This window comes from Mitsuaria sp. MSU3D, assembly GCF_056867975.1.
In genome coordinates this window covers 3,733,313-3,752,368 of sequence record NZ_CP200314.1, presented here as the reverse complement: position 1 = coordinate 3,752,368, position 19,056 = coordinate 3,733,313, and the positions used below count along the sequence as shown (strand labels likewise).

The following is a 19,056-nucleotide window of genomic DNA, read 5'->3' as shown; positions in this document are numbered from 1 at the left end:
CGGACTCTCCGCGTGAGGGGTGAGGGGATGCGGACCCGGGTGGCGAGCCCACCGGGGTGTGGGGGGCGTCGAGGCAGTCGGTGCAGGTGGAAGACACGGCGGAGAAGAGGGACAGTGGGTATGGCCTTCAGCTTATGGGTAGGATCCTGGCGTTTCCATGCCGGAAGAGCCGAAATGCATGACGATTCCTCCAGAGCTCCCGTGGAGCCGCTGCCCCCGACGCCCTTGAAGCCCGCCGACCTGCTGACGCAGATCCTGCTGGGGCTGCGGCTGGAGGGCGTCGAGTATGGTCGCTGCCTGCTGCGCGCGCCGTGGGCGGTCGCCTTCCCGGCGCGCAAGGAGGCGCGCTTCCACTTCGTCGCGCGCGGCACCTGCTGGCTGATGACGCCGGGCAGCGACTGGGTCCAGCTGAACGCCGGCGATGCCGTGCTGCTGCCGCGCGGCAGTGCGCATGTGCTGGCGAGCGCGCCGGACCTGCCGGCCGTGGAGATCGACTCGATCGCGCGCCGCGCCGTCGCGGAGGACATCTATCTGGTCGGCGCGGAGGCGGTGGCCATGGCCGGCGCTGGGGCTGGCACGGATGCGGAGACTGCCTCCGGAGAGGACCCGCCCGACGTCATGTTCTGCGGCGCGATGCGCTTCAACCTGGATCCGTTGCATCCGCTGCTGGCGATGATGCCGGACGCGATGCGTGCCAACGACCTGGCGCGCCGAGACCCGACCGTGCCGACGCTGCTGGAGGCGATGGAGCGCGAGGTGGCGCTGGACCGCATCGGCGCCTGCGGCATCCTCGCGCGGCTGGCCGACGTGCTGGCCGCCAGCATCATCCGGGCCTGGGTGGAATGCGCCTGCAACGATGCCAGCGGCTGGATCGCCGCCGTGCAGTGCCCCGGCATCGGCAAGGTGATCGCCGCGATCCATGCCGAGCCGGAGCGCGACTGGAGCGTGCCCGAGCTGGCCGGCCTGATGGGCGCCTCGCGCTCGCGCTTCGCCGAGGCGTTCACGAAGGTCGTCGGCGACAGCCCGGCGAAATACGTCGCCAAGGTCAAGATGTTCCAGGCCCGCCGCTGGATCGCGCATGAAGGCATGCGGGTCGCCGTCGCGGCGGACCGGCTCGGCTACGACTCCGAGGCCTCGTTCAGCCGCGCGTTCAAGCGCATCGTGGGCCAGCCGCCCGGCGCGCTGCGGCGCTCCGCCGCGCGGCCGCCTGCCGGCTGACATCGCACGGGTGGAGCAAGGACGAAGCTGGGACTGGGCAGGGCCCAGGCCGGACGGGCGGGTCGTCGTATGACGCGGGCTAACCCGGAGTCGACGGCCTTTACACCCCCGCGTCGCGGGGATCCCCCGTGGATCGGGGTGTACGCCGCACGGCACCCGCAAGTGCCGATGCCATCGGGGTTTCCTGCGGGGTACCTCGAAAGTTCGTGACACTTGGCACAGCTTGTGCATCGTCCCCTCTGTTCAGCACCGCACCGAGCGTGGTTGTGCCGCGCGGGGTGTCCACACCTTTTCAGGGGAACGTCCGATGTTCACGCGAATCAAGAGCTTCAAGAGCCTCAAGAACACCTGGCTGCCGATCGCAGCCCTGGCCTTCGGCGCGGCGACGTCCGCGCAGGCGGCCGCAGTCTTCGTCGAAGGCGGCGGCGATGCCGGCGAAACCATCGTCACGGCCAAGACCTTCCTGGGCAGCGGCCCGATCGACGCGATCCAGGGCTCGATCGACGGCGACGCGGACCTGTTCGCGATCTACCTGACCGCGGGCACGGCGTTCTCCGCCACGACCACCGCGTCGGGCATCGACTACAACTTCTTCGACACGGTGCTGTACCTGTTCGATGCCGCCGGCAAGGGCCTGATCGGCAACGACGACGACGGCAACGTGGGCGGCTCGCAATCGACGCTGAGCAACTACATCCCGACCGTGAGCGGCCTGTATTACCTGGCCATCACCGGCGCGAGCTACACGCCGGTGAGCGGCGGTTCGGCGATCTTCCCGTCGCTGCTGGGCCAGGGCGGCAACGTCGCCGCCAATCCCGGCGCCGGCGCGCTGACCGGCTGGAGCAGCCTGACCAGCGAGTTCGGCGAATACGAGATCCAACTGGTCGGCGCGAGCGCCTCCGCCGCCTCCGACGTGCCCGAGCCCGGCAGCCTGCTGCTGGCCGGCGCCGCCCTCGGCGTGGCCGGCCTGATCCGCCGCCGCAAGCCCGTCACCACCGCACAAGCCTGAGGAGCCGCCCCATGACGACTTCGAACCACACCAAGAACAGCACTGCCCCCCGTCTGCGCGTCCTGAGCGCGCTGCTGGCCCTGGCCGCCTGCGGCGGCGCCTATGCGCAGCACGCCAAGCTCGACGGCGCGCTGTCCGACATCGTCGACCAGCAGTCGCGCCGCCAGTTGCGCTCGCTGGCCGTCGAGACCGATGAGATCAAGCCCTACGTCAAGTCGATGTCCGACGCGCAAGGCCGCGTGCTGGTCGACATCTACCTCGAGGCCGGCACCTCGATCGACGACTTCAAGGCCCAGCTCGAGGCGTCCGGCGCGCAGGTGACCGGCGTCAACCGCGCGTTCAACCACGGCGCGATCTCGGCCTACGTGCCGACGTCCGCGCTGGCCGCGCTGTCCGGCACCAGCGGCCTGCACCTGGCCAAGCTGACGCGCCGTCCGCACAAGAACGTCGGGCTCACCACCTCGCAGGGCGCGCCGGTGCTGCGCAGCAACGTCGCCAACGCCGCCGGCTGGACCGGCGCGGGCATCACGGTGGGCGTGCTGTCGGACTCCTATGACGGATCGCCGCTGAGCTTCACGACGGTGCGTGCCGCCAACGACATCGCCTCCGGCGATCTGCGTCCGCCGAAGTGGGTCCTCGACATCGGTGCCGACCCGAGCAACACCGACGAAGGCCGCGCGATGATGCAGATCGTGCAAGACGTGGCCCCGGGCGCGGACCAGTGCTTCGCCACCGCCTTCGCCGGCGAGGCCGCCTTCGCCGACAACATCCGCCGGCTGCGCACGGAACCCGCGTGCCGCGCCGACGTGATCGTCGACGACGTCTTCTACTACGACGAGCCCTTCTTCTCCGACGGCCAGGTCGCGCAGGCGGTCAACGACGTCGTCAACAGCACGACGCTGGCGGGCCGTCCGGTCTCGTACTTCTCGTCGGCGGGCAACCAGGGCTCGGCCGGCGGCGGCGGCGCGATCGACGTGCCGGTCGCGACCTTCTCGACCACGCCGTCCAACCTGGGCAACGTCAACCTGGCGTCGCTGAACACCTGCACCAGCTCGCCGGCCTCCGGCAGCACCAAGGCCAACCAGGGCGGCGGCTTCCTGGACTTCGGCGGCGGCACCTACGCGCTGCCGGTGACCTACAGCGGTTCGGGCTCGACGCTGCTGCTGCAGTGGGACGACCTGTTCTACCAAGGCAAGGTCACGACCGACCTGAACTTCTACCTGATCAACGCCGCGGGCAACTGCGTCTTCACCTTCGCGACCAACAACATCGCGGCGGACTTCGGCGAGGAGATCGTCGGCCTGTCGGGCGGCGCCAGCGGCACCTACCGCATCATGGTCGGCCGCACGAGCGCCGGCACCAAGCTGGCCTCGCGCGTGCGCCTGGTCAATCTCGACGGCTGGGGCGGCGCGCCCTTCCAGGTGCGCAGCGGCCCGACGACCTTCGGCCACAGCGCGGCGGCCGGCGCCAACAGCGTGGCGGCCTACCGCTACACCTTCCCGGCGACGCAGCAGAGCCCGTTCATCCCCGCGTTCGAGAGCTTCAGCAGCCCCGGCCCGGTGACGATCGCGTTCGACGCCGCCGGCAACCGCCTGGCGGTGCCCGAGACCCGCAAGAAGCCTGACATTGCCGCGCCGGATGGCGGCAACACGACCTTCTTCTATCCGAGCTCGGATTACGAAGGCGACGGCTTCAACAACTTCTTCGGCACCAGCGCGGCCGCGCCGCACGCGGCGGCAGTCGCGGCGCTGATGCTGCAGAAGGCCGGCGGCCCCGGCTCGCTGACGCCCAAGCAGGTCAAGAGCATCCTGCAGACGACGCCGGCGGCGCGGGTGATCCCGTTCTCCGGCGGCGCCGCGGTCAAGGGCTGGAGCCTGTACGACGGCTTCGGCCTGATCGACGCGGTGAATGCGTTGAACAAGCTGCCCTGAGCGCGCGTCTCGTCGTCCCGGTCTGACCGGGGCGTCTGAAGGCCTCCGAGGCCGCCGTCCGAAAGGTCGGCGGCCTTGTTCTTTTGGGGGCGTTCCTGTCGCGCCCTTCTTTGGGGTGTCCCGGCGTGCCCGAGACGGCGTTTCACGCTCGCCTGCTGACGGCTTTTTCACGTCGTTGCAATGACGTTCCGGAGGGGTTTTCAGACACCGGCTTTACAGGGTGGATCCCCCTTGTTCACGGGGGCTGCCACAGCCTGGAGGCCGGACCCAGGACCCATTCTTGCTATGGACCCCTGCGAACCCGGGATGGGGGCTTTGAAGCCTGCCGGAACGGGTAAGTTCAGTCATGGTGCAGGGCTACACTCGCCGCTCGCGTACGCGTAGAGCACCCCTCAAGGGGCCGCCGGACAGATACAACATCAAGGTCGACACCATGCATGCGATGAGGAATCGGGATCACGGAAATCAAGCGCGACGGGCCACGCCGGCGGTCGCCTCCCTTGCAGCCGTCTCCGCCGCCGTACTGGCCGCGGTCGTGCTCGCCGCGTGCGGCGGCGGCAGCGGTGCCAAGGCCTCGCAGACCGCGGCCAAGGTGAACAAGGAAGAGATCACCGTCCACCAGATCAACTTCGTGCTGCAGCGCCAGCCCAACGTGAAGCCCGAGCAGGTCGACGCCGCGTCGCGCCAGATCCTCGAGCGCCTCATCGACCAGGAACTGGCCGTGCAGAAGGCCCAGGACCTCAAGGTCGATCGCGATCCGCGGGTGGTGCAACAGATCGAAACCGCCAAGCGGGAGATCATCGCCAGGGCCTATGCTGACCGCATCGGCGAGACGGCCACCAAGCCGACGGACCAGGAAATCAAGCAGTACTACAACGACAAACCGGCACTTTTTGCCGAGCGTCGCATCTACAACTTGCAGGAAATCAACATCGAGGCGAAGCCGGATCAGTTCGAAGCGATCCGCGCCAAGCTGCAGGGTGCCAAGACCCTCCCCGAATTCCTCGAAGCGCTCAAGGCCGACAACTTCAAGTTCGTCGGCTCGCAGATGGTGCGCTCGGCCGAGCAGATCCCGCTCAACAACCTCGACGCGATCTCGCGCCTGAAGGACGGCCAGTTCATCATGAACGGCCAGACCAACGGGCTCACCGTGCTGTTCCTCGCCGGCTCGCAACGCCAGCCCGCGACCGAGGCGCAGGCGCGCCCGTCCATCGAGATGTTCCTGCTGAACCAGCGCCGCGCGGAACTGGTCGCCAAGGACATCAAGGCGATGCGCGACAACGCCAAGATCGAATACGTCGGCAAGTTCGCCGATCTGGCCGCCTCCGCGCCCACCGGCACTCCGGCGCCCACCCCCGATCCCGCGGTGCCGGCCGTCACGCCCGCCGCCTCCGACAGCCCCACCGGCGCCAGCGGCCCGGTGGACAACAACCTTGCCAAGGGCCTAGGCATCAAATGATGAATACGCGTCGCTTCCCGATCCTCTCCTTCGCTTCGGCGGCCTCCACGGCCGTCACGGCGGTCCTCGCGCTGTCCCTCGCCGGCGGCGCCGTCGCGCAGGCGCCGGCCCGTCCAGCCGCCGTGTCGACCGTGCCCGCCGCGCCGACCGGCCTGGCCTCCGGCGCCACCGCCGAATACCGCCTGGGATCGGGCGACGCCATCCGCATCAGCGTGTTCCAGAACCCGGACATGCTGCTCGAGACCCGCGTGTCCGAAGCGGGCACCATCACCTTCCCGCTGCTGGGATCGATCCGCATCGGCGGCCTGTCGATCAGCGACGCCGAACAGCGCATCGCCGACGGCCTGAAGAAGGGCAACTTCGTCAAGCAGCCGCAGGTCACCATCGTGGTCCTGAAGGTCACCGGCAACCAGGCCAGCGTGCTGGGCCAGGTGAACCAGCCGGGCCGCTATCCGCTCGAGGTCGCCGACACGCGCCTGACCGACCTGCTGGCCAACGCGCGCGGCGTGGCGTCCACCGGCGGCGACACGGTCGTGCTGTCCGGCGTGCGCGGCGGCAAGCCGTTCCGCCTCGAGGTGGACCTGCCCACGCTGTTCGGCGCCAACGGTCGCGAACAGGATGTGGTCGTGCTCAACGGCGACGTGCTGTGGGTCGACCGCTTCCCGATGGTCTACATCTACGGCGAGGTCCAGAAGCCCGGCCAGATTCGCCTGGAGCGCGGCATGACGCTGCTGCAGGGCCTGGCGGCCGGCGGCGGTCTGACGCTGCGCGGCACCGACCGCGGCATCCGCGTGCACCGCAAGGACGCGTCGGGCAAGGTGCAGGAGATCAAGCCCGGCATGGACGAGGCGCTGAAGGACGGCGACGTGATCTTCGTCCGAGAGAGCCTGTTCTGAGTTGTGTGATGCCGGGCCGTCGAGGTCCGGCTGAGGAGTGCCCGTGACGCCAAGCAAACTGTTTTCCATCCTGCGCGCGCGCTGGTCCCTGGTCCTGCTCGTCGTGCTGCTGACCACGCTGACCGCCTTCGCCGTCAGCCTGGTGCTGCCCAAGAAGTACGTCGCCACGGCCTCGGTGGTGGTGGACGCCAAGCCCGATCCGATCTCGGCGCTGATCTATCCGGGCCTGGCGTCGCCGGCCTTCATGAACACCCAGGTCGACGTGATCAGCAGCGACCGCGTCGCGCTGCGCGTCGTGCGCGACCTGCGCCTGTCGGAGGTCCCCGCGATCCGCGAGCAGTGGCAGACCGCCACCAGCGGCGAGGGCACGATCGAGCAGTGGCTGATCGCCTTCCTGCAGGCCAACATGGACGTGAAGCCCTCGAAGGAGAGCAACGTGCTGACGGTGGCCTACCGCGCGCCGGACCCGCAGTTCGCGGCCGCGCTCGCCAACGCCTTCGTCAAGGCCTACGTCTCGACGACGCTGGACCTGCGCGTCGACCCCGCGCGCCAGTACGCCGGCTACTTCGACCAGCAGGCCAAGGTCGCGCTGGAGAAGCTCGAGAGCACGCGCGCCAAGCTCTCCGCCTATGAGCGCGAGCACGGCATCATCGCCACCGACGAACGCCTGGACGTCGAGAGCAACCGCCTCTCGGAGCTGTCCTCGCAACTGGTGGCGCTGCAGGCGCTGTCGGCCGAGTCCGGCAGCCGCCAGGGCCAGGCCGCGCGCGGCGCGGACCAGCTGCCCGACGTGCTGGCCAACCCGGTGGTGATGCAGCTCAAGGCCGACCTGAGCCGCGCCGAGAGCAAGCTGCAGGAACTGAGCACCCGCTACGGCGACAACCACCCGCAGGTGATCGAGGCCAAGGCCACGGTGACCGACGTGCGCGGCAGGCTGCGCACCGAGATCGGGCGCGTCAGCGGCGGCGTCACCGTCACCAACACGATCAACAAGCAGCGCGAGGCGGAGATCCGCGCCTCGCTGGAGGCGCAGCGCGAGAAGGTCGCCAAGCTCAAGGCCGCGCGCGACGACGCCAGCGGTCTGATGCGCGAGGCCGAGAGCGCCCAGCGCGCCTACGAGAACATCACCACGCGGCTGACGCAGACCAGCCTCGAGAGCCAGACCACGCAGAGCAACGTCAACATCCTGACCGAGGCGGTCGCGCCGCTGAAGCCCTCGTCGCCGAAGATCCTGCTGAACACCGCGCTGGCCTTCGTCGCCAGCGTGATCCTGGCGGTCGGCCTGGCGCTGCTGCTGGAGATGCGCGACCGCAAGGTGCGCGATGCCGACGATGTCATGGCCGTGCTGCCGCTGCCGATGCTGGGCGTGCTGCCCGCGCCGGGCCGGCGCGCCTCGGCGCTGCCGTCGGCGGAACGTCGACTGCTCGGGCATACCGCCCGACCCGGCCGAGGGACCGCCTGATGTCCGATGTGAAGGAACCCATTCCGTTGGCCCAGAGGAAATCCGTGGACGCACCGACCAACAGCAAGTCTTCCGGCCCGGGCGTGCATGACCGCTCGATCGGCGCGATCATCGCCGAGACCCGCAACCTCAGCGCCGACCAGGTCGAGCGCGTGCTGCAGTACCAGCGCGAACGCGGCATCCGCTTCGGCGAGGCTGCCGTGGCGCTGGGCTACGCCAACGCCGAGGACGTGCTGGAAGCGCTGTCCAAGCAGTTCCACTACCCCTACGCCCCGAGCGAGCGCAAGGTCCGCAGCCCCGAGCTGGTGGCGCTGAACACGCCGTTCTCGTCGCAGGCCGAAGTCTTCCGCGGCATCCGCAGCCAGATCACGATGCGGCTGTATCGCGAGAACGAGCCGCGCCGCGCGCTGGCCGTGATCAGCCCCGACTCGCTGGACGGCAAGAGCTACTTCACGGCCAACCTGGCGGTGACGCTGGCCCAACTGGGCGGCCGCACGCTGCTGGTGGACGCGGACCTGCGCCGCCCGCGCCAGCACGAGATCTTCGACGTCAACAACCAGGCCGGTCTGTCCTCGATCCTGTCGGGCCGCAGTGAGCCGCGCGTGATCCAGCAGGTGGAGGGCATGAACAGCCTGTTCATCCTGCCGGTGGGCGCGGTGCCGCCCAACCCGGTGGAGCTGCTGGAGCGGCCCGCCTTCGGGCTGCTGATGCGCGAGCTGGCCGGCAAGTTCGACCACGTGCTGGTGGACACCTCCGCGGGCCAGTACGGCGCCGACGCGGCGATCGTGGCCGCGCGCTGCGGCGCGGCGCTGGTGCTGGCGCGACAGAACAAGTCGCGGGTCACCGCGCTGCAGGAACTCACCGACAGCCTCGACGGCGTGTCCACGACACTCGTCGGGACCGTCATGAACGAGTATTGAGTCAGGGCCGCGAAGAGCCCTCGTCGGCCCGGCATGCACCGGGCCTCCGCCGCGACGCGCGCGATCCCCGCCGGATCGCGACGTCGCCGTCTGCCCGTCGCCGACCGTCTTTGCAGGGATCGCAGTGAAAGTCATGGCTAGCAATCTGTTCCTACGCTCGGGTGACCGCGCGGGCCCCGGGCCGGGGCGCGGCTTCTGGGCGCTCAACCGGCTGGCGCTGGTGGCGCTGGCCGTGGGCCTGGCGCTGCTGTACGTGCCGACCTTCATCGACTTCATCCACGGCCCGTGGCGCGGCGACCGCAACTCCCACGGTCCGATCGTGCTGGCGCTGTCGGCCTGGTACTTCTATTTCCAGACCCGTCGGCTGGCCTCGCAGGGCGAGACCTTCGACGTGCGGCCCGCGCCGCTGGCCGGCTGGTCCGTGCTGGTGCTGGGCCTGGCCGGCTATGTGCTGGGACGCTCGCAGTCGATCGCGCTGCTGGAGCTGGGCTCGCTGCTGCCGGTCCTGCTGGGGCTGGCGCTGATCCTGGCCGGCCCCGCGATCGCGCGCCGCTATTGGTTCGCGTTCTTCCTGCTGCTGTTCGCGGTGCCGCTGCCGGCGTCCATCGTCGACGTCATCACCCAGCCGATGAAGCTGGCCGCGTCCTGGGGCGCCGAGCACATGATGTTCGCGCTGGGTTACCCGGTGGCCCGCGCCGGCGTGATCCTGCAGATCGGGCCCTACCAGCTGATGGTGGCGGACGCCTGCGCGGGCTTGAACTCGCTGTTCACGCTCGAGGCGCTGGGCCTGCTCTACATGAACGTGGTGCGCCATGAATCGGTGTTCCGCAACATCGCGCTGGCCATCCTGATCGTGCCGATCTCGTACTGCTCCAACGTGATCCGCATCCTCATCCTCGCGCTGCTGACCTACCACTTCGGCGACGACGTGGGGCAGGGCTTCATGCACGAGTTCTCCGGCATGGCGCTGTTCCTGACGGCGCTGATGCTGATCGTGGTCGTGGACGGCCTGCTGCGCACGTTCTCGCTGCGCTGGGCCCGCTGGCGCGGCAAGGAGGCGGCATGAGCACGTCGATGAATCCGGGAACCCCGGGAACGCCCGCCACCCCGCCGGCGTCGACGCCGCCCGCGATGCTGCGACTGCCCAAGCTGTCCGTGGCCACCTGCCTGGCCGGCGTGGCGCTGATGGCCGTCGCGGCCGGCGGCGCGTGGCTGGCGACGCCGCGTCTGCAGGCGGTGCAGGGCGCGCCCAGCCTGGATGCGACCGTGCCCAAGGCCTTCGGCGACTGGCGGGCGATCGTGGACTCGGCGCCGCAGATCGACGTTTCGCAGGGTGTGGAGACGGTGCAGGAACAGCCCTACGACCAGACGGTGATGCGCACCTACGTCAACAGCCGCGGCGACCAGGTGATGGTGGCGCTGGCCTGGGGCGAGCGGCAGCGGCAGGACGTCAAGGTCCACCGGCCCGAGGTCTGCTATCCGGCGCAAGGCTACTTCGTGCGCGCGATCGGCGACGGCCGCGCGGTGCCGACGGCCGGTCGCGCCGAGCCGGTGCCCACGACGCAACTGCTGACCGAGGCCCGCGGCGGCGGCGGCTACGAGGCGGTGCGCTACTGGATCCGCATCGGCACGCAATACGGCGGCGACGGCCTGGCCGCGCGCTGGTACATCCTCAACGAGGGTTTCCGCGGCCGCATCCCCGACGGGATGCTGGTGCGCGCGTCGCAGCGGCTGAACCGGCCCGAAGGCGCCGCGCAGTCGCAGGTGGTGATGGAAGGTTTCCTGCGCGAGCTGGTGGACGCGGTGCCTCCGGGCACGCGGCCGCTGCTGGTGCGCTGAAGCCCGGATGACAGGATGACGGCGGCATGAGGATCGGATTGCGGACAGGATCAGGCACGGAGATCGGGCGCGGAGATCGGGCGGCGGGCGCGGTCGGACGGATCGCGGGCGCGTGGCGCGTCTGGCGCGATGGCCTGGACGGGATGTCCCTGCTCGGCCTGGCCGGGCTGCTGGCCGGCGCCGTCGCGATCGGCCTGATGACGGTGATGGTCGGCGGCATGGCATCGGACCGCCCCGCGCTGCTGGCGGTGCTGCCGCTGATGCTGGTCACGGCCTTCCTGTTCCTCTACAGCCGCGAGGCCTTCCTGCTGGCGGTGCTGCTGGTGCGCGCCGGCGCCAATCCGATTTTCGAGGAGACCCGGCTCGCGGCCATCGGCGGCCTGGGCGGCCTGCTGAACGCGCTGATCATCGTGCTGGCGGGGATCATCATCGCGCGCGATCCCAAGCGCGTGCCGCGCGTCGCCTGGATGGTGTGGCTGCCCTTCGTGGCGGTGCAGGCGCTGGGGCTGCTGTATTCGCCGGACAAGGTGCAGGCGCTGCGGCTCTATCTGGGCCAGCTGTCGGTGATGGCGCTGTTCCTGGTCAGCTTCTACCTGGTCAAGGAAGAAGCGGATCTGAACAGGATGCTCAAGTTGGTCACCTGGTCGTCGGTGCCTGTCGCAGTTGTCACGCTGATTTACATCGGCCTGGGCAAGACCGCTGGTAGCGTGGACGCCTTCGAAGCTTCCGCCGGCCGGTACGGCGGACCGTTCCCTCACGCCAACATCCTGGCGTTCTATCTCGTGTTGTCCGTGGGCGTCATCTTCTATCGCTGGAAGAGCGGTCTGGCCGGCCGCGGCGTCCTGGCGACCGCGACGGTCGTGCTCTATCTGCTGCTGCTGATCGGGCTGCTGTTCGCGACCAAGACCCGCAGCGCGTGGATCTCCGTGCTGTTCATCTTCGTCGTCTACGGCCTGTTCCGCGAGCGGCGCTATCTCATCTATCTGGTGATCGGCGGCATGCTGGCCATGCTGATCCCCGAGGTGCGCGAGCGCGTCGTGGGCCTGGCCGAAGGCAACCAGGTGGTGCAGTTCGCCAAGCTGAATTCCTTCGCCTGGCGCAAGCTGCTGTGGTCGGACGCGCTGTCGTGGATGGCCACCTCGCGCATGGCTTTCGGCTACGGCGCGGAGTCCTTCGTCTTCCATTCGCAGACCTTCTTCTCGATGGCCGGCGGCCGCAGCTGGGGCGCGCACAGCGCCGTGGTGCAGGTGTTCTTCGAATACGGCGCACTGGGCGTCGCGGCCTACGGCTGGGTCTTCCTGTCGACCGCGCGCATGCTGCGCGCGCTGCTGCCGGTGCGCAGCCTGCTGGCGCTGATCTCGCTGGCGCTGCTGTTGTCCAACTTCCTGGTCTCGTTGTCGGACAACATGCTGTCCTACCTCATCTACAACTGGTACTTCTGGTTGACGATGGGCGTGGTGTGCGCGCTGGCCTGCCGCATCGCCGGCGCGGCCGAGGCGCGCAAGCGCCTGCCGTGGGGCATCCGGCCGAGCAAGTACCGGCCGCGGCAGCCGCATGACCGCGTCAGCGAGTTCCCCGCCACGCTGCCCCGCGTCAGCGAGTTCTCGGCCACGCTGCCGATGCACGGCGCGGAGCACGCGCGATGAGCGTCGACCCGGACCGCGATCAGCGCCGCGACCAGGGCCTGGATCTGGCCCTCGCCGCCGGCCACCGGCCCAGCGAGCGCCAGCCCGCGCTGGACGGCGTGCGCGCGGTCAGCATCCTGGCCGTGCTGTGGACCCACCTGTTCCCGCTGCGCGTCGGCGGCACGCCGTTGAACGAGTCGCTGGGCATCTTCGGCATGGCGCTGTTCTTCATCCTGTCGGGCTACCTGATCACCGGGCAGCTGCTGAAGCGGCCGACGGTGTCGTCCTTCATCGCACGGCGGCTGCTGCGCGTCGTGCCGGCCGCGTGGATCTGCCTGGCGGTGGTCTGGTCGGTCAAGCCGGAGAGCCTGGACACGGCGCTCAGCTACCTGCTCTTCTACGCCAACCTGCCGCCGCAGCGGCTGGTGCCGCCGACCGACCACTTCTGGAGCCTGTGCCTGGAGGTGCAGTTCTACATGCTGTCGGCGCTGCTGCTGTGGCTGCGCCCGCGCGCGATCTGGTGGCTGTTCCCGGCCCTGCTGCTGGCGACCACGGCGATGCGCGTCGGGCACCAGGTGACCGCGTCCAGCATCACCTGGTTCCGCTGCGACGACCTGCTGGCCGGCGCCTGCCTGGCGCTGCTGATGCACTCGCGCCACTGGGCAGTGGCACGCGACGTGCTTGCACGTACCGGCATGGTTCCGCTGTTGCTCGTCGTGCTGCTGGCCTGCAGCTTCCTGCCGCATCCGGGGGTGAATCCGCTGGGCTTCCTGCGGCCGTATGTCGCCGCGGCCTTCGTCGGATCGCTGCTGGCGCAGCCCACGCACCGCTTGTCGCGCGTGCTGGGCGGGCGGGTGTTCATCTACATCGCGACGGTCTCCTACGCCCTCTACATCTGGCATCTGCCATTGGCCGCCACCTGGCTGGGCAGCGGCGACGTGGTCACCAAGTACCTGAAGCGGCCGCTGCTGCTGATCGCGCTGTTCGCGATCGCGCATGTGTCGACTTTCCAGGTCGAGCGCCGGTTCAACGACCTCGCCAAGCGCGTCGGCGCCGGGCGCGGCCAACGGTTGAAGGAGGTCTGAGATGACGTCCACGACCCATGTGCCGCGTGCGCCTCGCAATGCCCGCGAAGACGCCGACTGGCAGGCCGATCTGGCCCGCTGCGGCGGTGCGTCCGCGCTGCGCCGCGAGCAGTCGCTGTGGGCGCTGCGGGTCTACCGCTACGGCCGGCGCGTCGACGCGATGCCCGAGGGCAGCGCGCGGCGCTGGTCCCTGCGCTTCTACTGGCTGGCCTTCCGCGCGGTGGAGACCGTCACCGGCATCAGCCTGCCCAAGGAATGCCGCATCGGGCCCGGCCTGCGGATCTGGCATTTCGGCGGCGTGTTCGTGAACCCGGGCACCGTCATCGGCGCGAACTGCACCCTGCGCCAGGGCGTGACGCTGGGCAACCGCGTCGAGGACGGGCCGTGCCCGGTGCTCGAGGACGGCGTCGAGCTCGGCGCCTATGCGCAGGTGCTGGGCGGCGTGCGCCTGGGCGCGGGCTGCAAGGTGGGCGCGATGTCGGTCGTGCTGCGCGACGTGCCGGCGGGCGCGACCGCGGTCGGCAATCCGGCGCGGGTCGTCGCGCGTGAGACGACGCCGTCGTCCGACGAGGTCGCCGCGCGCGTTCCGTCGGACCTCGCGTCCCCGATGACCATGGAGGAATGACACGATGACCTGGGATCGACGACGCTGGTGCGCGGCCGCGGGACTGAGCCTGACGGCCACCGCGCTGCCATCGGCGCTGTGGGCCGCCGGGGAGGGGCGTGACGCCCGCGCCACGCGTGACACGCGCGCGGCCGACGCGGCCCGGGGCGAGCGTTTCGGCACGGTGCTGCGGCCGTTCTCGGCGCAGTCGCCGTGGAACAGCCGGCCGGTCGAGCCGGTGCTGGACGACTGGGAGATTCCCAAGGCGTCCTACTCGCCGGCGCTGGAGTCGGGCAAGTGGTCGACCGGCGTCTTCGTCTGCCAGCCGGATGATCCGCCGATGCGCGTGCTCGGCCTGCCGGGCCAGAAGGGCGTCTGGGATCCGGATGCCGAGACGACGCAGCCGGAAGTCGTGCTGCCGCACTGGCCTGCCAGCGTGAATCCGGCCGAGGGCCTGGACGGCCACGCCGACATCGTCGACGCCGAGGCCGGCATCATCCATTCCTTCTACAAGCTCACCCGCGTCGACGACCAGTGGTGCGCCAAGCAATACGCCTGGACGCGGCTGGACGGCCGCGGCTGGGGCGACCCGGCCCACTACTTCCAGGGCGCGCGCGCGGCCGCGGTGCCGACGATGGGCGGGCTGGTGCGCCGCCATGAGCTGGAGGAGGGCGCCGGCCCGATCCGCCACGCGCTGGCGATCTCGCTGACCTTCAACGGGCTGAGCGCGGACCCGGGGTATGTCTTCCCCGCGACCTCGGCGGACGCCGGGCTCAACAACAACAACGGCCGCATCCCCGAAGGCGCGCTGCTGATGCTGCCGCCGGACTTCGACGTCTCCAAGGTGGACGACGCGCGGCTGCGCCGCATCGCCGAGGCGCTGAAGGTCTACGGCGGCTACGTCGTCGATCGCAACGTGGGCACGCCCTTCGTCGTCTATTGCGAGATCGGCAGCAACGCCAAGCTGCACACCGCCAAGCTCTGGAACAGCCGCGCCGCCAGCGACCTGGAGCGCATGCGCCTGGCGCTGCGCCGGGTGAGCTCGGCCAAGGGCTGGCTCGATGGCAACGGCAAGCCGGTCGAATTGCGCCAGCCGATGAACCTGCTGTCGATGCGCGGCGCGTGGCGCTCCGAGCGCGACGACGCGCAGGCGCGCTTCGAGACCTGGCAGCAGGCCGTCGTGCTGAAGGACGCCAAGGCGGGCCTGGCCGTCGTCAACAACTCGGGCCGCCACATCACCGCGGTGAACTGGGCCAAGCCGCAGCCGGGCCAGAAGCTGACGCTGACCGCGCGCACCGGCAACGGCGCGACGCTGCGCCTGCAGCTGCGCGGCGGCGAGCAGGGCGCCAAGGGCGCCGTCGCCTACGACAGCGGCGACCTGGCGGACGGCAAGTCGGTCACCTTCGAGTGGCCAGAGAAATTCGCGGGCTCGCGCCTGGTGGTGCGTGCCACGGCGTCGGGCGATTGCTGGGCCCGCGGCGACCTGCTGCCGGCCTCGACCTGACAGATCCGCGCTGAATCCGGGAGGAACGATTGATCACGAAGCAGTTGGATGACCAAGCCCCTCAAGGCCAGCCCCCGGCCGGCGCGCGCCCGCGCGTCGCCTACCTGGTGAACCATTACCCCAAGGTCAGCCATACCTTCATCCGCCGCGAGATCCTCGCGGTCGAGCAGCAGGGCCTGGACGTGCTGCGCCTGGCCATCCGCGGCTGGGACGACGACGCGCCCGATCCGATCGACCAGGCCGAGAAGGCCCGCACGCACTACCTGCTGAAGGACGGCACGGTCGGCCTGCTGAAGGCGACGCTGGCGCAGGCCGCGCGCGCGCCGGGCCGCTTCCTGTCCGCGCTGAAGCTGGCGCTGCGCATGAGCCGCCGCGCCGACCGGCCCTGGCCCTTCCACCTGGTCTACCTGATGGAGGCCTGCGCCGCGATGCCGGTGCTGCGCGCCGCGCGCATCCAGCACCTGCACATCCACTTCGGCACCAACCCCGCGGAAGTGGGCATGCTGATCGAGGCGCTCGGCGGTCCGGGCTACAGCATGACGGTGCACGGTCCGGAGGAATTCGACCGGCCGGACTTCCTGCACCTGGGCGCGAAGATCCGCGGCGCGCGCTTCGTCGCCGCGATCACTTCGTTCTGCCGCAGCCAGCTGTCGCGCTGGGTCGCGTACACCGAGTGGCCCAAGCTGCGCATCGTCCATTGCGGGCTGGATCCGGAATTCCATTCGGTCGAGGCGCCGCCGCCGCACGGCAAGCGCCTGATCTGCATCGGCCGCATGACCGAGCAGAAGGGCCATCTGCTGCTGATCGAAGCCGCCGCGCTGGTCGCGCGCGAGGTGCCGGACTTCGAGCTGGTGCTGGCCGGCGACGGCGAACTGCGCAAGACCATCGAGCAGCGCATCGCGCAGCTCGGCCTGCGGCGCAATGTCCGCATCACCGGCTGGATCTCCAGCGATACCGTGCGCAGCGAACTGCTCGCGGCGCGCGCGCTGGTGCTGGCGAGCTTCGCCGAGGGCCTGCCGGTCGTGATCATGGAAGCGATGGCGCTGGGCCGCCCTTGCGTCAGCACCTGCATCGCGGGCATCCCCGAACTGATCCGCGACGGCGAGAACGGCTGGCTGCTGCCCGCCGGCGATCCCGAGGCGCTGGCGCGCGCCATGCTCGCCTGCCTGAGGCTGGACGACGCCGAGCTGGCGCGTGTGGGCCAGCGCGCGCGGGCGTCGGCGCTGGAGCGCCACGACGTCGATCGCGAGGCCGCCAAGCTGGTCGCGCTGTTCGAGGAGTACGCTTCGCCCGCGAAGACCTATTCGCCTCATCGTGCCGCATCGGCCGCGAAGGAGGGGGCGCATGCCTGAGCTGTTGTCCACCGTGTCCGCCGTGGCCTGGACGCTGATGCTCGTGATCAGCCTGCTGGTGCTCGCGCCGGCGGCGCTGGTGCTGTGGCAGGTGCTGCTGGCGCTGCTGCCGGACCGCCGCGAGCTGCCCGCGTTCGAGCGGCCACCGCGCATCGCCGTCGTCATGCCGGCGCACAACGAAGGGCGCGGCCTGCGGCCGACGCTGATGCAGGCGCTGGCGCAACTCGGACCATCGGACCGCATCGTCGTCGTGGCCGACAACTGCAGCGACGACACCGCCGCGCAGGCGCGCGAGTTCGACGTGACCGTGGTCGAGCGCACGCACGCGACCGAACGCGGCAAGGGCTACGCCCTGGACTTCGGCGTGCGCGCGCTGGAGCGCATCTCGCTCGAGACCGGGCAGGCGCCGGACGTCGTGATCGTGCTGGATGCCGACTGCACGCTCGGCCCGCAGCTGTTGACGCGCATCGCCGCCGTGGCGCATGCGACGGGCCGGCCGGTGCAGGCGACCTACCTGATGTCGGCCGCCAACGACGGCCTGAAGGCGCGCGTGGCGGAGTTCGCGATGCGCGTGAAGAACCTGGTGCGGCCGCGCGGCATGCACCAGGTCGGCCTGCCTTGCGGGCTCTACGGCACCGGCATGGCCTTCCCGTGGGACGTGGCGGTGCAGGCGCCGCTGGCCAGCGGCCACCTGGCCGAGGACATGCAGCTGGGCGTGCGCCTGGCCCAGCTGGGCGCGCCGCCGCTGCTCTGCGAGGACGCGCGCGTGACCAGCGTCTTCGCCAACAGCAGCGAGGGCGAGGCCAGCCAGCGCACGCGCTGGGAGCACGGTCACCTGGCGATGCTGGTCGGCGAAGGGCCGCGGCTGCTGTGGCAGTCGATGCGTCCGGGACGCGGCGCGCAGCTGCTGCAGGTGATGGACATGCTGGTGCCGCCGCTGGCGCTGCTCGGCATGCTGCTGGTCGGCTGGACGCTGGTCCAGCTGCTGCTGGCGCTGGTGCTGGGCTGGACGGCGCCGTTCGTGCTGTCGCTGCTGGGCCTGGGTGCGCTGCTGCTGGCGATCGTGCTGGCGCAGCACCGCTGGGCCGGCGACATCCTGACGCTGGGCGAGCTGGCCCGCGCGCCGTTCATCCTGCTGGCCAAGATTCCGCTGTACCTGCGCTTCATCGTCAAGCGTCAGGTGGACTGGGTGAGAACCAAACGAGATGTCTGATCCCATGAGCCTCACACCCCCTCCGCCGGCGACGTCCGCCACGCCCGCGACGTCCTTGCCTCCGGTCGCGTCCACGGCGTCCACGGCGTCCACGGTGTCCACGACGCCCGCCGGCGCCACTGACACCGGCCCCGCGGCGCTGCCGACCATCCACGTCGACGGGCTGCCCTTCGTCGCCACCACGGTGCCGGTGTTGACCGCCCACATCGTCGACGAGGCCACCGCCGGTCGCGGCGGCTGGGTGGTGACGCCCAACATCGACATCCTGCGCCGCTGGCGCCTGGAGCCCGCCTTCCGCGCGCTGGTGGCCGATGCGACGGTGTTCACCGCCGACGGCCGTCCCATCGTGTGGGCCAGCCAGCTGCAGGGCACGCCGCTGCCGACGCGGTTGACCGGCTCCGACCTGTTCAACGCGCTGATGGGCGCGGCCGCTGCGGCCGGACTGCGCATCGCGCTGATCGGCGGCAACGAAGGCGCAGCCGAAGCCGCCGCCGCGCGCCTGATCCCGGAGGCCGTGGCCGCGGGCCGCGTGCGCTGCCTGTGCCCGCCGTTCGGTTTCGAGCAGCAGCCGCAGGAGATGGCCAGGATCGAGACCTTGCTGACGGGCTGGCAGCCGCACATCGTCTTCATCGGGCTGGGCTCGCCCAAGCAGGAGAAGCTGGCTGCGCGTCTGCGACCGCTGGCGCCGCGCGCCTGGTACCTGGGCGTGGGCGTGAGCTTCAGCTTCGTGGCCGGCGACGTGAAGCGCGCGCCGGGCTGGATGCAGCGCAGCGGCCTGGAATGGGTGCACCGCTTGACGCAGGAACCCGGCCGGCTGGCGCGGCGTTACCTCGTCGACGGCATTCCCTTCGCGGCCGGGCTGCTGTGGCGATCGGCCACGCGGCGAGGCCGGAGTTCCGCAGTCTGAGCAAGACCTGGCCCCGCGCCGATCACGAGCTG

16 protein-coding genes are annotated in these 19,056 nt (G+C 70.3%); all 16 read left to right on the top strand.

Annotated features, from left to right (window positions below):
• Positions 1–174 precede the first annotated feature (174 nt).
• The 16 genes from AC1VNM_RS16415 to AC1VNM_RS16340 all read left to right on the top strand — a co-directional run bounded on the left by AC1VNM_RS16415 (position 175) and on the right by AC1VNM_RS16340 (position 19,024).
• Positions 175–1,218 (top strand): AraC family transcriptional regulator, encoded by a 1,044-nt coding sequence (locus tag AC1VNM_RS16415; protein WP_377160861.1) that lies wholly within the window; start codon positions 175–177, stop codon positions 1,216–1,218.
• A gap of 307 nt (positions 1,219–1,525) precedes the next feature.
• Positions 1,526–2,227 (top strand): DVUA0089 family protein, encoded by a 702-nt coding sequence (locus AC1VNM_RS16410; protein WP_377160863.1) that lies wholly within the window; start codon positions 1,526–1,528, stop codon positions 2,225–2,227.
• An 11-nt stretch (positions 2,228–2,238) separates the two neighbouring features.
• Entirely contained in the window at positions 2,239–4,158 is a 1,920-nt protein-coding gene (locus AC1VNM_RS16405) for a S8 family peptidase (protein WP_483107605.1), read from the top strand.
• Positions 4,159–4,600: 442 nt separating this feature from the next.
• A complete protein-coding gene (locus tag AC1VNM_RS16400; RefSeq protein WP_483107604.1) occupies positions 4,601–5,617 on the top strand; it encodes an EpsD family peptidyl-prolyl cis-trans isomerase in 1,017 nt (338 codons plus the stop codon).
• A complete protein-coding gene (gene epsE, locus AC1VNM_RS16395; protein ID WP_377160879.1) occupies positions 5,617–6,513 on the top strand; it encodes a polysaccharide export protein EpsE in 897 nt (298 codons plus the stop codon). Before AC1VNM_RS16400 ends, epsE begins: the two co-directional genes overlap by 1 nt.
• A gap of 43 nt (positions 6,514–6,556) precedes the next feature.
• Positions 6,557–7,975 (top strand): chain length determinant protein EpsF, encoded by a 1,419-nt coding sequence (epsF, locus tag AC1VNM_RS16390; protein ID WP_377160881.1) that lies wholly within the window; start codon positions 6,557–6,559, stop codon positions 7,973–7,975.
• A 44-nt stretch (positions 7,976–8,019) separates the two neighbouring features.
• On the top strand, positions 8,020–8,895 hold the full coding sequence (locus AC1VNM_RS16385; protein ID WP_377160883.1) for a polysaccharide biosynthesis tyrosine autokinase: 876 nt from the start codon (positions 8,020–8,022) through the stop codon (positions 8,893–8,895).
• Positions 8,896–9,028: 133 nt separating this feature from the next.
• A complete protein-coding gene (xrtB, locus tag AC1VNM_RS16380) occupies positions 9,029–9,961 on the top strand; it encodes an exosortase B (protein WP_431099900.1) in 933 nt (310 codons plus the stop codon).
• Entirely contained in the window at positions 9,958–10,734 is a 777-nt protein-coding gene (locus tag AC1VNM_RS16375) for an exosortase C-terminal domain/associated protein EpsI (RefSeq protein ID WP_483107603.1), read from the top strand. The genes xrtB and AC1VNM_RS16375 overlap by 4 nt, the downstream gene beginning before the upstream one ends.
• Positions 10,735–10,760: 26 nt before the next feature.
• Positions 10,761–12,380 carry an O-antigen ligase family protein gene (locus tag AC1VNM_RS16370; RefSeq protein ID WP_483107602.1) on the top strand — a complete coding sequence of 540 codons (1,620 nt, stop codon included), beginning with the start codon at positions 10,761–10,763 and terminating at the stop codon, positions 12,378–12,380.
• Positions 12,377–13,444 carry an acyltransferase family protein gene (locus AC1VNM_RS16365; RefSeq protein ID WP_377160892.1) on the top strand — a complete coding sequence of 356 codons (1,068 nt, stop codon included), beginning with the start codon at positions 12,377–12,379 and terminating at the stop codon, positions 13,442–13,444. Before AC1VNM_RS16370 ends, AC1VNM_RS16365 begins: the two co-directional genes overlap by 4 nt.
• A 1-nt stretch (position 13,445) precedes the next feature.
• Positions 13,446–14,069 (top strand): serine acetyltransferase, encoded by a 624-nt coding sequence (locus AC1VNM_RS16360; RefSeq protein ID WP_483107601.1) that lies wholly within the window; start codon positions 13,446–13,448, stop codon positions 14,067–14,069.
• A gap of 4 nt (positions 14,070–14,073) precedes the next feature.
• Positions 14,074–15,552 carry an Atrophin-1 multi-domain protein gene (locus tag AC1VNM_RS16355; RefSeq protein ID WP_483107600.1) on the top strand — a complete coding sequence of 493 codons (1,479 nt, stop codon included), beginning with the start codon at positions 14,074–14,076 and terminating at the stop codon, positions 15,550–15,552.
• Between the two features lie 44 nt (positions 15,553–15,596).
• Positions 15,597–16,904 (top strand): glycosyltransferase family 4 protein, encoded by a 1,308-nt coding sequence (locus AC1VNM_RS16350; protein ID WP_377160898.1) that lies wholly within the window; start codon positions 15,597–15,599, stop codon positions 16,902–16,904.
• Positions 16,897–18,117 carry a glycosyltransferase family 2 protein gene (locus AC1VNM_RS16345; protein ID WP_377160900.1) on the top strand — a complete coding sequence of 407 codons (1,221 nt, stop codon included), beginning with the start codon at positions 16,897–16,899 and terminating at the stop codon, positions 18,115–18,117. The genes AC1VNM_RS16350 and AC1VNM_RS16345 overlap by 8 nt, the downstream gene beginning before the upstream one ends.
• A gap of 4 nt (positions 18,118–18,121) precedes the next feature.
• On the top strand, positions 18,122–19,024 hold the full coding sequence (locus AC1VNM_RS16340; RefSeq protein WP_483107599.1) for a WecB/TagA/CpsF family glycosyltransferase: 903 nt from the start codon (positions 18,122–18,124) through the stop codon (positions 19,022–19,024).
• The last annotated feature ends 32 nt before the right edge of the window (positions 19,025–19,056 follow it).

What these genes read in the sequence shown, in the direction of transcription:
- AC1VNM_RS16415 (WP_377160861.1), top strand. Translation starts at nt 175, where the DNA reads ATGCATGACGATTCCTCCAGAGCTCCCGTGGAGCCGCTGCCCCCGACG.
- AC1VNM_RS16410 (WP_377160863.1), top strand. Translation starts at nt 1,526, where the DNA reads ATGTTCACGCGAATCAAGAGCTTCAAGAGCCTCAAGAACACCTGGCTG.
- AC1VNM_RS16405 (WP_483107605.1), top strand. Translation starts at nt 2,239, where the DNA reads ATGACGACTTCGAACCACACCAAGAACAGCACTGCCCCCCGTCTGCGC.
- AC1VNM_RS16400 (WP_483107604.1), top strand. Translation starts at nt 4,601, where the DNA reads ATGAGGAATCGGGATCACGGAAATCAAGCGCGACGGGCCACGCCGGCG.
- epsE (WP_377160879.1), top strand. Translation starts at nt 5,617, where the DNA reads ATGAATACGCGTCGCTTCCCGATCCTCTCCTTCGCTTCGGCGGCCTCC.
- xrtB (WP_431099900.1), top strand. Translation starts at nt 9,029, where the DNA reads ATGGCTAGCAATCTGTTCCTACGCTCGGGTGACCGCGCGGGCCCCGGG.
- AC1VNM_RS16375 (WP_483107603.1), top strand. Translation starts at nt 9,958, where the DNA reads ATGAGCACGTCGATGAATCCGGGAACCCCGGGAACGCCCGCCACCCCG.
- AC1VNM_RS16370 (WP_483107602.1), top strand. Translation starts at nt 10,761, where the DNA reads ATGAGGATCGGATTGCGGACAGGATCAGGCACGGAGATCGGGCGCGGA.
- AC1VNM_RS16365 (WP_377160892.1), top strand. Translation starts at nt 12,377, where the DNA reads ATGAGCGTCGACCCGGACCGCGATCAGCGCCGCGACCAGGGCCTGGAT.
- AC1VNM_RS16360 (WP_483107601.1), top strand. Translation starts at nt 13,446, where the DNA reads ATGACGTCCACGACCCATGTGCCGCGTGCGCCTCGCAATGCCCGCGAA.
- AC1VNM_RS16355 (WP_483107600.1), top strand. Translation starts at nt 14,074, where the DNA reads ATGACCTGGGATCGACGACGCTGGTGCGCGGCCGCGGGACTGAGCCTG.
- AC1VNM_RS16345 (WP_377160900.1), top strand. Translation starts at nt 16,897, where the DNA reads ATGCCTGAGCTGTTGTCCACCGTGTCCGCCGTGGCCTGGACGCTGATG.
- AC1VNM_RS16340 (WP_483107599.1), top strand. Translation starts at nt 18,122, where the DNA reads ATGAGCCTCACACCCCCTCCGCCGGCGACGTCCGCCACGCCCGCGACG.